This window comes from Kitasatospora sp. NPDC054795 (assembly GCF_053611565.1).
This window is the reverse complement of sequence record NZ_JBSHAP010000010.1, coordinates 45771-61232: the sequence shown is the minus strand read 5'-3', so window position 1 is coordinate 61232 and position 15462 is coordinate 45771. Positions and strand designations below refer to the sequence as shown.

The 15462-nt window shown below is 74.0% G+C and carries 12 protein-coding genes; all 12 read right to left on the bottom strand.

What is annotated here, in order from left to right:
- Positions 1-255 precede the first annotated feature (255 nt).
- The 12 genes from ACWGJO_RS05825 to ACWGJO_RS05770 all read right to left on the bottom strand — a co-directional run bounded on the left by ACWGJO_RS05825 (position 256) and on the right by ACWGJO_RS05770 (position 15442).
- On the bottom strand, positions 256-519 hold the full coding sequence (locus ACWGJO_RS05825; RefSeq protein ID WP_452182328.1) for a hypothetical protein: 264 nt from the start codon (positions 517-519) through the stop codon (positions 256-258).
- Between the two features lie 149 nt (positions 520-668).
- Positions 669-2084 (bottom strand): DUF6519 domain-containing protein, encoded by a 1416-nt coding sequence (locus tag ACWGJO_RS05820; RefSeq protein ID WP_452182327.1) that lies wholly within the window; start codon positions 2082-2084, stop codon positions 669-671.
- A 29-nt stretch (positions 2085-2113) separates the two neighbouring features.
- On the bottom strand, positions 2114-4333 hold the full coding sequence (locus ACWGJO_RS05815) for a hypothetical protein (RefSeq protein ID WP_452182326.1): 2220 nt from the start codon (positions 4331-4333) through the stop codon (positions 2114-2116).
- Between the two features lie 64 nt (positions 4334-4397).
- Complete coding sequence (locus ACWGJO_RS05810; protein WP_452182325.1) at positions 4398-8177, bottom strand: putative baseplate assembly protein; 3780 nt, start codon at positions 8175-8177, stop codon at positions 4398-4400.
- Positions 8174-11383 (bottom strand): putative baseplate assembly protein, encoded by a 3210-nt coding sequence (locus tag ACWGJO_RS05805; protein ID WP_452182324.1) that lies wholly within the window; start codon positions 11381-11383, stop codon positions 8174-8176. The genes ACWGJO_RS05810 and ACWGJO_RS05805 overlap by 4 nt, the downstream gene beginning before the upstream one ends.
- Entirely contained in the window at positions 11380-11760 is a 381-nt protein-coding gene (locus ACWGJO_RS05800) for a GPW/gp25 family protein (RefSeq protein ID WP_452182364.1), read from the bottom strand. The genes ACWGJO_RS05805 and ACWGJO_RS05800 overlap by 4 nt, the downstream gene beginning before the upstream one ends.
- A gap of 59 nt (positions 11761-11819) precedes the next feature.
- Positions 11820-12152, bottom strand: a complete 333-nt coding sequence (locus tag ACWGJO_RS05795) for a hypothetical protein (RefSeq protein WP_452182323.1) — start codon at positions 12150-12152, stop codon at positions 11820-11822.
- Positions 12153-12166: 14 nt separating this feature from the next.
- The gene (locus ACWGJO_RS05790) at positions 12167-12676 is read right to left on the bottom strand and encodes a phage baseplate assembly protein V (RefSeq protein ID WP_360341224.1); all 510 of its coding nucleotides are present in this window, start codon (positions 12674-12676) and stop codon (positions 12167-12169) included.
- A gap of 22 nt (positions 12677-12698) precedes the next feature.
- Complete coding sequence (locus tag ACWGJO_RS05785; protein WP_452182322.1) at positions 12699-13868, bottom strand: hypothetical protein; 1170 nt, start codon at positions 13866-13868, stop codon at positions 12699-12701.
- Complete coding sequence (locus ACWGJO_RS05780) at positions 13861-14220, bottom strand: hypothetical protein (RefSeq protein ID WP_452182321.1); 360 nt, start codon at positions 14218-14220, stop codon at positions 13861-13863. The genes ACWGJO_RS05785 and ACWGJO_RS05780 overlap by 8 nt, the downstream gene beginning before the upstream one ends.
- Positions 14220-14852 carry a hypothetical protein gene (locus ACWGJO_RS05775; RefSeq protein WP_452182363.1) on the bottom strand — a complete coding sequence of 211 codons (633 nt, stop codon included), beginning with the start codon at positions 14850-14852 and terminating at the stop codon, positions 14220-14222. The genes ACWGJO_RS05780 and ACWGJO_RS05775 overlap by 1 nt, the downstream gene beginning before the upstream one ends.
- Positions 14853-14857: 5 nt before the next feature.
- Entirely contained in the window at positions 14858-15442 is a 585-nt protein-coding gene (locus tag ACWGJO_RS05770) for a hypothetical protein (protein ID WP_452182320.1), read from the bottom strand.
- Positions 15443-15462: the final 20 nt, after the last annotated feature.

Below are 15462 nucleotides of genomic sequence, written 5' to 3'. Positions count from 1 at the left end.
GCGATGGAGTCGGTGATCGTCGGGCGACCGGGCCCGGCGCCGGATCCACCGGCCCCGCGGCCGGCCCCGGGCGGGACCGTCCCGCCGGCCGGGTCGGCCCGCAGGGACACGAGGGGCAGTTCCACCCCCATGACCAGTGACCGAGCCGCCCGGGTCCGGCCCGGCCCCGAGGCCGGAGCGCCGCAGGTTCGGCTCCCGAGTCCGCACTGTGGATCGTGGCCGAGTACGACGCCGCCGGGAACGAGAAGGGCGCGATCACGCGGTGCGGGAGCTCCACCGGTCCTCGAGGAATCCGGGGGCGTAGCCGCCGGTGCGGAAGCCGTACGGTTCGGATCCGAGGTCGAAGGCGATCATCAGCTCGTAGTCCGGGAGCGCATAGGAACGCTCCTGCTGCGGCGGAGTTCTGACGCACCGTTCGAAGGAGTCGGCCCGGTTTGCGCTGGTGGAGAGCCGGAACAGGTAGTCGTACATCAGCAGGGAGCGCAGGTCCTGGATCCGGTCGAGGATCGGGTGGTTCACCGGTGGCTCCGGGGTGCGGTACGGTCCGCTGCCATTCCTGACGTCCGCCGGTGCCGGTGCGGCGCCGCTCTCCCGGCCGGGCTGTGTGCCGGGCCGGGAGCCGGTGGAGCGGTCGGCCGCCCCGCACCCGATCCCCCCGGCTGCACGCCCTACTGCGGGGTGGGGGCGGTCAGCGGGGCGAAGGTCTGTCGGAGGTCGACGACCGTGGTCGGGCCCTTCACCCAGGCGAGCGGGGCATGGTGCACCCGGACCCCGGCCGGTTCCCGGAGCAGCGCTTCGCCGGCCGTGTTCTGCGGCCACTCCACCGAGCCGGTGGCGGTCCGTGCGGGGATGAGCCAGTAGTTGCCCCGGGTGTACGCGCCGCCCGGTCGGAAGTACACCTGGACGCCGTCCTCCAGGTCGAGCCAGGCGCCCTCCTTGAGCTGCAGGGCGCCGCCGGCCAGCGGCAGGGCGTCCCGGCCGCGGGGCGCCCGGTGGTCCCAGCGGCGCAGGAACGGGTGACGCTCGGCCAGCCGCCCGACCTCCGGCACCGGTTCGGCGGACAGCCGCACCCGGCGCCCCGGCAGGTCGGTCTCCTCCACCTGGAGCAGGTCCGCCGCCTCGCCCCGGCTGATGTACGCGCTGTCCGCGACCTCGACCCAGTCTCCGACCGAGAGGCTGAGCTTGTCGTCGTCGCCCAGCGTGGTGAGGTCGACCCAGACGCCCTCGATCGAGGCGATCGGCAGGACGACCGAGCCGTTCTCCCGGGACCACTTGAACGTGGCGCAGCCCTCCGCCGAGCCGCCGTGGTGGACCTCCACCCGGTACAGCTGGTTCTCCGGGCCCCGGTAGCCGGCCTCGGGGTGGGCCAGGCACGGGTCCTCGCTCGCCCGCTCCGGCCGCCTGGCGCGTGCGGCCAGCAGCGCGCCCGGCCGCTCGTGCGCCCCGGCCCACGCGTCGAAGGCCTCCCGCACCCGGGACGCCCCGCCGTCCGGAACGCTCAACTCCGAGGCGGGCAGGGCGAGTACCTGCCAGACGAGCTTGGCCCGGGCCGCCGTGTCGGGCATCGCCGCACCGAGCGCGACCTCGCGGATCCCCGGGTCCTCGACGGCGGTGACGCTGCGCTCCCAGACCTTCAGGTAGACCAGGAACGGGAACTCGCCGGGCAGCCGGTCGCCGTCGCGCTCCTGGTCCCGGTAGGCGTCCGGCTGGTCCCAGTACGTCCAGCCGGCTGGCGCCTCCCGGGCGTCGCCGCCGTTGCCCTGGCCGCCGTCGTCGGGCACGGCGATGCCGGGCTCGGGCCGGTCGGCCTCGCACAGGATGCCGTCCACGTAGTAGCGGCCGCCGCCGATGGTGAGGCCGTCCACGTCGTGGTTGCCCGGCACGTAGCCGATCGCGAATCCGGCCGCCCCAGCCGGTCCGCCGCGGCGGCCGATCAGGTCGGCGGCGAGCGTGCGCAGCTGGTACCGCTCGATCGCGGCCTGTTCGTTGGCGTCGGCGTCGAGCTGGACCCGGCCCTGCTGCGTCAGCACCGCGGAGTAGTGCTTGCCGGGCCGGAAGGTCAGGCGCGAGAAGTCTGCGTGCACGGTTTCCCTTTCGGAGTCATCAGGGCGGGTCAGGAGACGAAGAAGATCCCGGCGTCGGTGCCGGCCGGGGTGTACTCGGCCAGCCGCGCCCGCAGGTTGTCCTCGCGCTGGGGCTGGAACAGGTCGTGGAAGGCGCCGAGTTCGGAGCGGTCCTCGGCACCGCGGGTGATCTCCGGCGCGCACCCGGCGGCCAACTGCCCGTAGCCGGGCGTGCCGTAGCGGAGGCCGGTGAACAGCGGGCGGACCCGCTCGGCCTCCAGCTCGCGCAGCCGGGCGGCCTGCGCCGGGTCCAGTTCGCCGCGCTCGACCAGCTCGGTCACCGCCGAGCGCACCAGGTCGGGCTGGCACTCGTACCGGCGCGGGGTGCGCGAGCACGGCGGGACGTAGCAGAACCGCAGGCAGCCGAGCGAGCGGCGGGCCACCCGCAGCCGCCCGGTGAACACGCAGTCCTCGGCGATCGGCACCGCGTGGGTGTGTACCTCGCCGACCACCGTGGAGCGGTGGGCGTGCAGCAGCGCGTGGGCGTGCTCGCAGTCGGGCCCGGAGAGCGCCGGGCGCTCGGGCCCGGTGGCGTCCAGGATGCTGTCGGCGAGGTGGATCTCCAGCGGGTCGGTGTCCACCTCGTCGCCGACGACCTGGATCGTGCCCAGGATGCTGTTCTCGATCGTCACGCAGGCGGTGGTGTGGTCCAGCACCAGGCTGGGCTCCTGCGGCGAGTGCGGTTCGCAGTGCGGCTCCAGCGACCAGCCCGGCACCAGGGTGCAGTGCCGCAGGGTGACGGAGGCCAGCGGTCCGGTGACGTTGACCCCGCGACCGGTGATCAGCAGCCCGTCCAGGACCAGCCGCCCGCCCGGGCGGATGCCCCGCACGTTGAGCGCGTCCGGCCGGTTGCTGTACCAGTCGAGCAGCCGGATCACCGGCCGGTTGCCCTCGGCGGCGCGCAGTTCGAGGTGGTCGTTCTCCGCCAGGTCGAAGTCCAGCTGCTCCTGGTAGGCGCCGCTGTGGGTGATCTCGATGACGGCGGCGCCGCCCGCGCTGCCGTCCTCCTGGTCGGCACGCCACTGCTGGTAGGCGTCGTTGATCCGCTCGTACGGCCCGCCGGGGCCGACCCGGTAGAGCGCCCGGTGCCGGGCCTCCGGGCGGTCGCGCGGGTACTCCCCACCGCCGGTGTCGCCGCCGAACGCGTAGTGGTAGTCGACCCAGACTCCGCGGCGCGGGGCGGAGCGGGCGCCGAAGGCGATCCGGCCGAGCAGCGGGTCGATGGCGACCTGGCCGCGCTTGGGCCGGTACGTCCAGTCGCTCAGGTCGGCCACCGTGATCTCGGCGGGCGGGACCGGCTCCTGGGCGCCGTCGCGCCAGATGGCGAAGCTCTTGCCGGGCCCGTAGTAGTCGGCCAGGCGCTCGGCGAGCTGCCGGCGCCGGATCGGGGCCGGCACGTTGTCGATCGCCGCGAGATGGGTGGTCGACGGCTCCGGCTCGGGTTTGGTGATCAGCTGGGCGTCGTTGCCGAGGACCGAGAAGGTGAAGAGGTTCCTGGCCCGGTCGATGCAGTACGCGGGCGCCCGGGTGACCGGGTACGGCTTCAGCCGCCAGACGTACAGGGCGACACCGGCCGGCGTGCAGCCGCCCTGGCGGCGGTTGGATGCGGCCCGGCGGACGTCGGTGGTGTGCGCCTGTCCGTCGAAGGGCCCGCCGAGCAGGTCCAGCTCGGCGCCGCGCCGCACGTCGACCAGCCGGCCCCGGCCCAGCCTCTGATGGTCGGCCGCCTCCTCGTCGGGGCGCAGCAGCCGTACCGGCTGGGTGCCGCCGAGCAGCCGGGAGAGCTCGACCGCCCGGGCGGGCCAGTCGGCGACCGAGGCGGACAGCTCTTCCAGCAGGGCGAGCGTGCCCTTGCGCCGGCGGTAGGCGACGGTGTTCGCGACGTCGTTCCGCGGCGCCAGCCGGGCGGCGAGCCGGTCACGGGCCGCGGCCCGCTCCGGGGAGGCCCCGCCGTGCAGGCCGGTGGCGAGCACCTCCTCGTAGCCGGGCAGGATCCGGTAGCCGACCAGGTCGCCGAGGTAGGCGACGGCCCAGTCGGCGGCGGTCTCCACGAACCAGTCCTGGTAGCCCTGTTCGATGCCGCTGCGCACGACGTCGACCTGCTCGGCGACGACGGCCAGCAGGGCGCGCAGCGGCTCGCCCGCGTCGGCGTCCGTCAGCCGGTGCCACTGCGGCAGCAGCTCCAGCAGTCCGTCCGGGTCGCGACTCATCGGACGCACCTCTCGACGATTCGCTCTCCCTCGGCCTCCGGCCGGGGGGACCCCCGTCGCTCACTCATGCGCGGATCTCCTTGAGGATCAACGTGTCGGGAAGATTCGGTGACAGCAGGGCGAGTTGGGCCGGACGGATGCCGCGGAACACCGTCACCGCGCGGCCGGCCGGCAGCGGGCGGGTGTCGGTGACGGACGGGTTGAGGCGCAGCAGCTCCGCGACGGAGACGCCGTTGCGGGCGGCGATGTCGGTGAGGGTCTCCCCGTCGGGGTCCCGCACCCGGTAGCGCTGCTCGTCGAAGCGGGCGAGCCGGGCCGGGACGGTCGGCTGGGGCTGGGCGAGCTGCTCGGACAGGTGCTCCAGGCCCTCCGGGGTGAGGCTGCCGGGCACACCGGTGAAGGCGTCGACGTCGACCCGGTCCACGCCGGGGACGGTCTGGGCGACGGCGAGCACCTCGGACAGGTTTGCGCTCTGGCCGAGTTGGCGCCCGGCGAAGCCGAGGCGGTCGAGCAGGGCGCGGCGCAGCACCGGTTCGACCAGGTCCCAGGAGTGGTCCGGGTCGACCTTGACGCTCAGGGCGAGGACCAGCAGGACGAGTTCGCGCAGCGCGACCACGACCGGAAGCTTCGGGTCCCCGTAGGTGGTGAGCGAGGAGTGCAGGGCGCGGATCAGGTCGGAGTCCGGGGTGAGCGGGATGTCGTCCACCCCGGCGACCGTGACGTGGACGAGCTCCCGCCGGCCGTCCGAGAGCCGGGTGGCGCCGGCGCGCCCGATGCCGGCCCGGGAGCGGGTGAAGTCCTCGTAGTCGGGCACCGAGACCAGCCGGTCGAGTGCCGTGACGGCGAGCGGGATGTTGCGCCTGGCCAGATCCGGGCCGTCCGGGCCGGCGCCGCCGGTGGCGGGCAGCGGGTTGACGACGGCGGAGACGCCGAGCGGACGGGTGGTGAGCTGGGTGATCCGGCCGACGCCGACGTTTCCCGACTCGCCGATGCCGATCCGGTAGCGGGCGCGGACGTTCTCCTGGCCGGTGGGCAGGCGCGAACCGTGCACGCCGTCGCCGAAGGTGACGGTGGTGCGGCCGTCGGCGGCGGTCGAGGTGACGTAGACCCGTTCGTCGGCGCCGCGCCCGGCGAGGCTGTCGACCTCGTGCCAGCGCACCCCGTCGACCCGGATCTCCAGGGTGCTGCGCGCGCCCCCGGGGGTGTCGGCGGCCAGCCAGGTGAGCGGTGACTGCCAGAGCGTGAAGCGCTGGCCGGGGACCCCGGCGTCGCCGCTGCCGACGGCCTCGTCGCGGGTGGCCCCCTGGGTGGCGCGGACCACGTTGCCGAGGACCTGGACGGTGTCGCGCCGGTAGCGGTAGGCGAGCGGGGCACTGAGCGTGATCACGGTGCGGACGGTGTCCCCGGGCAGGCGCGGGTCGACGCTCTGCCCGACACCGGCGATCATGGCGAGTTCGGTGCCCCGGACCCCGGTGGTGTTCGGGATGTCGGTCCGCTCGCCGCCGACCGCGATCCACCGGCCGGGGGTCAGCCCGTCGTAGAGCCGGGCGAGTTCGATCCGGTCGCCGCGGACCTCCTCGGTGACGGGCTCGTCGGCGAGCCGCAGCGACTCGCCGCGGGCGTAGACGGTGGTGTCCCGGATGTCCGAGAGCTGGGTGTCCTTCTCGTCCAACCACGGTTGTTGGAGGGACAGTTCGGTCACCTTGCCGGTGATGCCGAAGTCGGCGCGGGAGATCACGCGCACCTCGGTCACCCGGGTGATGACCTCGGCGAGGCCGCGGCTGCCCGGGATGCCGCCGTCGATCCCCTTGCGCGGGCGCTGGATGACCACCCAACTGCCGGGCGCGATCTGGTCGTAGACGGCGTCGAGGGTGAGGACGGTGCCGGAGACCGGCTGCAGCTTGGTGGTGAACACCACCTCGACCGCGGGCGGCGACTCGTCGGTGGCGGTGTAGCGGTGGACCCGGACGTTCAGCTCGCCGGACTCGCCGGTCTTCTCCTGGCCCGGTTCGAGCTGGTAGTCGAGCGCGGAGCCGGGCCCGCCGTCCACCTTCACGTGGATGCGCCCGTCGGCCTGCGGGCGGGACACGAAGACGGTGCGCTCGGGCAGTTCGGCCAGGAACTCGGCGCTGACCCCGGCCTCCTGGTCGGGAGCGGGCACCGCGGCGCGCACGGCGGCGGCGTGCGGGTTCGGCGTCGGTGCGGGCGGCTCGACGGTGACCACCTTGACCTGTCCGGGGCCGAGGGTGAAGGTGTGGTCCCACGGCAGCGAGAAGCCGTCGTGCGTCAGGCTGCCGGCCTCGACGTACGTGAAGTCGGCGGTCCTCGGGACGGTGCCGGCGGTGTCGAAGCCGATCCGGACGCCGATCAGCGTGCTGCCGGCGAGCGGCCAGTCCACGTAGCGGTCGATCCGGCCGTCGTTGCCGTAGACGGGCTTGAGCGGCGCGGTGGCGCCGAACGGGGTGGCGACCACCCGCATCGCCTGGATCTCGTGCACGGCGAGCGGCGCCGTCAGGTCGACCCGCCGCCAGGCGGGGTAGAGGCCGTCGCGCAGCCGGGGGTCGAGCGCGGACAGCAGTTGCACGCCTAGGTCCGAGCCGGGCGCGAACAGGCGCTGCGGGTCGCGGGTGAGGTCCCGGGCGCTCAGCGGGGGCCGGGTGGGGGCGGTGCGCAGCGCAGCCAGCACCGAGCCGAGTCCGCGGACGGCCGGGTCGGCGGTGCCGGTGCCGGGAGGGTTCGGTCCGGGCTTGTCGGGGACCTGCGGCGGCTCCAGCTGGTGGGCGCGGTCGCGCAGGCCGGACAGTTCCTCGCCGAGGCGTCCGAACCAGTCGGCCACCGGCTGCTGGGAGTGCGCCAGTTCGGCGGCCTCCGCCGCCCGGGCGATCACCGGGGTGAGCCGCTCGGCGAAGTCGGCCGGGGTGCTCAGCGGGCCGGACGGCCGGTCGAGGTCGGCGCGCAGCGGGGTCAGCACCTGGTCGTCGAAGTCCCGGATGATCCGGCTGTGCCCGGGCCTGGGGTTCGGGGCGCCCTCGGAGACGGTGATCCAGTCCGCCAGTTCGGCGCGCAGGTCCTTGAGGGTGCGCAGGTCCCGGGGCAGCCCGATCACCGTGACGTCGTTCTCGCGGTCGAGCCGTACCTCGGGCACCAGCCGCATCACCCGGTGGACCGGGTCGGCGGCCTTGTCGGCGCTGAAGACGAACAGCAGCCGGTCGCCGGGCTTGATGTTGTTGGCGGTCCCGGCGGCGAACAGCTCAGCTCGCCCGCCGGGGTTCAGCTGTCCGGGTGTCAGCTGGTACGGGCGGCGGCGCAGCACGGCCAGCTCGTTCCAGGCCGAGCGGGCGGCGAGGTCCTCCGCGGTCTCGAAGGACTGCGGGTCCTCGCCGGGGCCGGGGACGCTCTGGCTGCGGGCGCCGCGCGGGACGACCACGGTCGGGTCCTCGGCGGCCCGCGGGTCGTGGTCGAGCGTGTAGGCGAGGTAGGTGTCGGCGGCCACGCCGGGCCGGGGCCGGTGCCCGACGAGGCGGCCGAGCAGGGTGAGCGACTCCCCCTCGACGGCGGTGCGCAGGTAGCCCTCGTTGGCGATCCGCTCCGAGTAGAAGGTGAGCACGTCGGCGAGCACGGCCCAGGAGTCCAGCAGCGCGATCGCCGGGTCGTCCGGGGTGCGGACGGTCAGGTCGCGCAGCGCCGGGTAGGCGGGGCCGGACAGCCGGGCGAGCAGGCTGTCGAGGAACTCCCCGTAGCGGCCGACCCGGTAGCCGATGGCGTCCAGCCCGGGCGGGTTGAACAGCGGCGCCGGGGTTGCGGTGGCGGTGCCCGAGCAGCCGCAGGTGCACTGGCCGTTCATCGGCCGCCTCCGATCACGATCGAGAGCCGGCCGTTCTCCGGCCGGTCGGGGTCGTTGTCGCAGCCGGCGATCTCCAGCGCGCCGAGCCGCAGCAGCCCGTCGGCCAGCTCTCCGTCGTCCCGCCCGAACTGCCGCCGCAGCCGGGTGACCTGGGCGCTGACCACGCCCGGCACGGCGGCGGCGACGGCCACCAGCCGGGAGACCCGGACCGGCTCGCCGAAGCCCAGCGCGTCCGGGTGGAAGAAGCCGAGCCGGCCGTCCGGCAGGGCGCGGCTGCCCAGTACCCGGCGCAACTCGGCCAGCACGTGGCCGCGTTGGTGGCCGGGGGCGGCGCAGACCCGCAGTTCGAGGTCGAGCGGCACCACCAGGGCGGGGCGGACGACCAGGTCGTGGCCGATCCGGCGGTACGCCTCCAGACCGTCGCCGACCGCCGCCAGCAGGGCGGTGTCCGCGGTGGCCCGCCCGTACGGTTCGACGGCGACGTGGACCTCCTGGACGCTGCCCGTCCAGCGGAGTTCGGCGGCGGCCCGCCGGACGCCCGGCAGGGCTGCGGCCAGCTCCGCGTAGTCGGCGGCGGTGACAGCGCGCAGCCGGGTGCGGCTCAGCGCGAGCGGGGCCGACTGCCGTACCTGGTCGAGCGGTTCGGGATCGGTGCCGCCGCTCGCGGGCATCGGGTTGCGGACCCGGAGTTGCGCGTCCCGCGGCGGTGTGACGGTGCTGCGCCCCCTTGGGTGGGGCGGCTGGTCCGGGCAGACCACCAGGTGGTTGATGGCCTCCGCGCCGACGTTGCCGGCCGTGCCGTTGCCGATCCGGTAGGCGACCCGCAACTCCGTGCCGGGCCGGGGCGGCTGACCGTGCCGCCCGTCGCCGAAGCGCAGTGCGAGGCGGCCGTCGTCCTCCGGCTCGCCGACGAAGTGCCGGTCGCGCCGGCCGTCGGAGAGCAGGTCCCGGCGGGGCGTCCATTCCTGGCCCCCGGCGGTGGCCCGGACGGCCGGCAGTGCGGCACGGGGGTCCTGGGCGGTGATCCCGGACGCCGGGCCGGCCAGCGCGGGGGAGTCGGGGTCGAGCCCGGAGGCGTACCGGCCGCCCCAGCTCTGGGCCACCTCCCAGACGCCGGGCCGCCGGAGCGCCGCGCCGGCGCGGGTCCGGGCGGTGAGCACGTCGAGGCGGCGGAGCTTGGCGGCGAGCAGGCGGGTGCGGCGGGCCAGCAGTTCGCGCAGTCCGGCGGCGGGCCGGTCCGCGAGGTGCAGCTCGTGCACCACCTGGGCCCCGAACAGCAGGGTCAGTTCGGCGAGGTCGGCGCGGGAGAGGGGGTGGCCGCAGTCCGCCCGGTGCCACAGTTCCTCCAGCCGCTGCCGGACCCGTTCGGGGATGCCGGCGAGCAGGACGGCCTGCCGGGCGCAGACGTGTGCCCGGTCCGGGTAGGCGGCCGCCTGGGTGACCGGCGCGTAGCGCAGCACCGGGCGGAAGGGCTGCGGCAGGACGGGGTAGCGGGTCTGGTCGAGCAGCGTCTCAAGCGTCGCCGCCTGGGCGTCGGCGGTGGGTGGCTCGACCACGGCGCCCTGGCCGTCCTCGCCCTCCGCGTTCGCGCCCGGCGCGAGCTGGATGCTCAGCCCGGCCCGCCGGACCGCCGCCTCGCCGAGCAGCGCGTACAGCTCGCGGACCTGTCGCGGGCCGAGCTGGCGGCCGGTCCTGGTCCGGTCGAGCAGTTCGTGGATCGCCTCCGCCGCGGGGCTGCCCCCGGCGCGGTCCGCGCAGCCGGACCCGCCCGGCCCGCAGGGCGCCGTACGGACCGGCTCCGGCGGCACCGTGAAGGTCTCCGGGGCTGCGCCGCAGAAGGTGAGCGAGCGGCCGTGGTCGACCAGGACGACGTTGCCGCGGGCGACGCTCACGTCGGGGATCGGGCCGCAGTCGCTCCCGCCGTGCGAGGACAGGCAGACCGGGAAGGTGAGCGCGTCCTCCGGCGCCCACTCGACCTCGACCACGGGCTGCTCGTACAGCTCGTCGACCAGGTGGGTGACCGAGGTGAGCCGGACGGCCTGGCGGTGCGCGGGGTCGGCGTCGGCGGCGGCGCCGGTGCGTGGGCCGAGCACCTCCTCGACGACCAGCAGGTCGCCGGGGCGCAGCGCCAGGTGCCGGGTGCGGTCCTCGGGCCGGTCGGCCTCGTGCCAGTCGTCGCGCAGCGTGGCGGAGGTCGAGCCCTTCGGCAGGACGCAGTCCTGGTCGCCCCAGGTCCAGAACCGGATGGTGTTGTGCGCGGGGTGCAGCACCAGGTCCGTTCCGCCGAGCGGCTCGAACACCTCGACCGCCGCGGTCCGGGTGAGCGCGTCCAGCTGCTCGTCGGGGATCACCGTGGACAGTTCCGGGCGTTCCTGCGGGCCGAGCCGGCTGACGTCGACGGCGGCGAAGCGGAAGGTGCCGGGGTGGAGGGCGAGCGGGCGGTCCGTCGCCAGGGTGACGAACGCCCGGGCGTTGCAGCCGTCGTGCACGGCGTAGTCGATCAGCCGGACGTGCCGGCGCACCGACACCCGGCGGCGGGCCGTGTCGAGGTACGCCTCGGTGGCCACCGCGTCCTGCTGGTAGGAGAGTTGGTCGGCGGTGTAGGCGAGCAGCTCGACCAGGGTGATGCCGAGGTCGGGCAGGTGCCGCTCGGTCCAGTCGGGGGTGGTCAGGCTCATCCGGTCCAGCACGAGCCGCCGCAGGCTCTCGTAGTCGCGGGCGGTGTAGTCGATGACCGGGGCCGGCCGGACGGCGGGCGGGCAGTCCTCCTCGGTGCGGCAGTCATAGGGGGAGGGGCAGTCGGCACCGAAGGAGAACCCGGTGCTCGCGTACCTGGGGTCGAAGCCCGGGTACGGGCGGGTGCCCGGCCGGCCGTAGGCGTCCGCCTGGACCACGGTCAGCCGGTAGCGGGAGGTGTCGCCGGTGCGGTCGAGGGTGACGTGCATCCGGTCGTCCAGCTCCGGGTCGTCCGCGCGTTCGAGGTCGACCGCGAGGGCGCGCAGGCCGGTGATCCGCCGGCCGCCGTCGACGCGGATGTTCTCCGGGCCCAGCTCCTGCGGCGCCCGGCCGAGGAAGGTCACGCTCAGCGTGCGCCCGTCGTCCTCCAGCTCGGTGCCGTCCAGGCCCAGCAGGTGCGCCGCGCGCACGTCGGCGCGCCGCAGTTCCGCCCCGCACTGTGCCGTCGGACGTTCGGACCACCCGGTCATGCCGCCACCCCGCCCTCGAAGACGTCCTGCCGCTGAGTACCGGTCCGGCGCACGACGTACGCCAGCTCGACCCGCACCACGTTGTCCTCGCTCTCCACGTCGAGTGCGGCGACCTCGATGACGTCGCCGAGCCACCGCTGCAGCGCCGCCTGGACGGACAGTTGCAGGGTGGCCGCCAGCTCCGGGCTGTTCGGTGCGAAGACCAGGTCGAGCAGCCCGCAGCCGAAGTCCGGGTGCATGACCCGCTCACCCGGGCTGGTGAACAGCAACTGCTCGATCAGGTCCCGCACGTGGTCGTCGTACGCCGCCTCGGCGGTGCGCCCGCGGCTGTCGATCCGGAACGGGAACGCGAGGTCCGTCCGGGCCGGACCGGGCAGTGGAGCCGTCGGCTGGGCGCCGGGCCCGTCGAGCTGTGCGGCGTGCGCACCCCTGGTGTTCACACGCCCACCGCCCGCTGCTGGACGACGGTCACCACCGGCGGCCCCTGCGGGGCCTGTTCGGCGCTCTGGCACAGCCCGACGGCGGACTGCGGCAGGGCGGGGGAGCCGTTCACCCGGATCCGGGCGGACGGCACCACCCAGCGGATCGTGACGCAGGGCTGGGGCTTGCCGGCCACGTTGAACGGGCAGCCGGTCACGGTGTACAGGTCGGCCGTGCCGGTGACGGCCTGGCCGGCGACCAGCACCCGGGCCTGGCTGGGCAGGGCCGTCGCCTGGGCGCCGTGCGGGCAGGTCACCGTCGCGTTGACGTGCAGCAGATTTCCGGGCACGAGTCATTCCCCCGTCAGGTCACGCTCAGGGCGTCCTGGTTGATGGAAACGGTGGCGCCGACGAGCGAGATCGAGGCGCCCTGGCCGTTGCTGATCCGGATGCCCGAGTCGTTGATCACGATCGAGGCCCCGCTCGGGGTGCGGAGGGTGATCCCCGTGGTCGGGTCGTCGGACAGTACGATCACCCGCCGCCCGGTGGTCTCCAGCACCTGGTTCGGCACGCCCGGCGGGCCGGTCGTCGCCTCCACCGGCACCTCGGAGGCGGAGCCGTACCAGCAGCCCGTCCAGATCGGATAGCTCTGGTCGCCCTGCTCGAACTCCATCCACACGCCCGCCCCCACCGGCGGGACGGCGTAGTGCCCCATGCCCGGACCGGCCACCGGGAAGCAGGGCATCGCCCAGGTCGACGCGACCTCGCCCAGTACGTCGGGCACCTGGGCCTGGATGCGGCCGATCCCGAGCGGGTCGGCGTTGTTCACCACCGTCCCCCGGAACTTGCCGAGGTAGCGGGTCGGTTCGGCCATGCGGGCAACTCCTGCTGCTGCGTCAGGGGACGACGGTCGGCTGGAGGGCGATCAGGCCCTCGCGGGTCAGTGTGAAGTTCTGGGTGTACGAGCCGCGCTTGAGGTTGTGGGTGACGCTCTTGACGAAGTACAGGCCGTCGTAGGTGAGTCCGGCGCCGCGGACTCCGACCAGCTCGCGCGGCCGCAGGACGTGGCCGTACCGGACGACATCGAGCTGGCCGGAGCCCGAGACGGCGTCCGCCGACTGCATCGCCCTGGCGATGGTCTCGGCGACGGCCTGGGAGCTGTCCTTCTTGGCGGTGTCCGCGATGACCTTCTTCTTCAGCGCCGGCGCGGGCCTGAGCGCGAGCGGTGGACGCAGGATGCTGACCTCCGGCACCGGCAGGACGGCGGACACCTTGGTCGCCGGGAACTGGATGCGGGCCTCCGGCTCCTCGCGGGCGGTCCCGTCGAATGCGAAGGTGAGCTGGTCGACGTTCGACAGCGCGTCCATGTTCACGTTCAGCGCGTGCTGCGGCACACCGAGCCGGATCTCCGGCCCCCAGTAGCCGCGGCTCATCCCGGGGGCCGGGCCGGGGTCGAGGTAGAACACGTAACCGTTGGCCTTCGCCAGCTCGTTGACGTACCCGAGGTCGGTGCCCTTCTGGAAGTCGATCCGCCGGGTCGGCATCGGCGTCTGCGGCACCAGCTCGGGGATGACCAGCGGCACGATGCCGTACTGCCCGTACTTGGCGATGATCGCGGCGACCCGGGCCGCCGGGGACATCGCGGGGAACGGCACGCCGGCCTGCTCCTCCAGGTCCATCAGCACCGTCAGGTCCTCGCCGGTGACGGTGAGCGTGGACTGGCCGGGTTGGTTGCTGATGCCGACCTCCTGGCGGATGATCACACCGTCCATCAGTACGGTCGGGGTGCCCGTGACGGTCACCATCAGGACGACCCTGATCTTCGGGTCGAAGAAGCCGCCCGGCAGCAGCGCGGTGTTGATCAGACCGTGCTTCGACAGGTCGAAGGCCAGCTGGAAACCGCTGCGCTGCCCGGAGGCCACCGTGACCTGCACCGACAGCAGCGCGTCGGTCACCGGCTGCGGCACCGGCACGGGGAGCTGCGGGCCCATCAGCAGGCTCAGGTGGATCGACCCGATCGGCCCGCCCCCCGTGACGGCGCTCGTGACGGCCGAGGCGTCAGCCATTCCCCACCCCCTGCCCCGGCACCGCACCGGGCAGCGCGATGGTGATCCGCCGGCCCGGCGTCGCGGTCAGCTCCCGCGGATCGAGGACCGGATTGGCGTCGGCGATCCGCCACCACTGGTCGGCGCTGCCAAGGTAGCGGTAGGCCAGCAGGTCGGGGCGGTCGCCGGCGCTGACGGTGTGCTCGGCGAGTGGGGTCAGGCCGTCCGCGCTGGGCAGCAACCGCCGTTTGAGGTACGGGACTTGCCGTCCGTCCGGCTCGGTGTGCAGGGCGACCGGGACGCCGTGGTACCGGCTGGTCAGCGGGTACGGCGAGGGCGCGGGCAGCGCGTTCAGCGGGTTGTCGGCGGTCATCAGAACCCCCCTCCGAGGCCGAGCGCGCTCAGCCGGCCACCGGCCGCCGTGCCGACCAGCCGCTCCTTCTGCGCCAGGTGCGCGAGGTACAGCTCCGCCCCGCGGTGTCCGGTCGGCAGATCACTGACGGTCAGGACGCGCAGGCCGATCGCGACGGCGGCCCTGATCGGATTCAGCTCGATGTCGAACGCCTCCTCGGTGATGGTGAGTTCGGTCAGCCGCACCGGCAGGATCCGCTTCCCACCCCAGGTGAAGAGGGTCAGCGGGGCCTCGATCGGGGTGATCTCCAGCGTGCCGAGCGCGGCCAGCGCCTGATTGCTCCGCAGCTGCGCGCTGGCCGGCTGCACCAGCAGCTCCAGGGTGGCCAACTGCGGATGGATCCCGTTCGGCGCCGGCACCTCCAACTGGTCGGTGGCGTCCAGTTCTGCCGTGAACTTCCAGGTTTCGACGGCGGGCCCCTTGAGCCGCAACGCCTCCGTCCGGTCCCCGCTCCCGTCGGCTCCTGCCACCTGCGGGGCGAGCGACCGCTCCAGGCTGTCGGGGTTGAACTGCAGCACGACGATCCGCTGCGGCGTCCCCCGCAACGCGTCGACGATGACCAGCCCGGCCCTGATGGGCTTCGGGGCGTCCATGTACGTCACGTCGCTCCCATCTCCTCGAGCACGGACCGGGCGATGCCGGTCACCTCTTCGTCCTGCTCCTCCTCCAGCAGTTCCTCCAGCAACGGCGCGTAGGCGGGCCACGGCTCGTACGTGATCGCCCACACCGCGTTCTTCCGGACCTCCGGCCGATCGCTCCGCAGAGCCAGGCGGACGCTCCGGAAGAATTCCTCGTCGAATTCCACCGGTGCTCCCAGCCCCAGACGCAGGACCTCCGCGGCGTAGGTTTCCGAATCCGCCTCGGGGTCGGCACTCCGGACGAGCTCGGGGAGCCGCCAGGTGTCCAGCATGTTCTCCGCGAGTTCCACCGTGCTCCGGATGACCTCCTTGTTCGAACCGGTGATCATCACATAGAAGAATCCGGAGAGGAGGTCCTCGCAGTAGGTGAGGGTGATGGCCGGGCCGGCGTACCAGGAGATCTGGCGGGGCGTCCATTCCTCGGGGTCCGCGGGGATGTCGATGCGCCGCGGCCAGCCGATCAGCGCAGCCAGTTCCCCCACGGCGGATTCATCGATATCGTCCCGCAGGACCAGCCGTCGGCTTCGGTCGAAAGTCTCAGTCATCGGTCGATCACCTCAGGGAG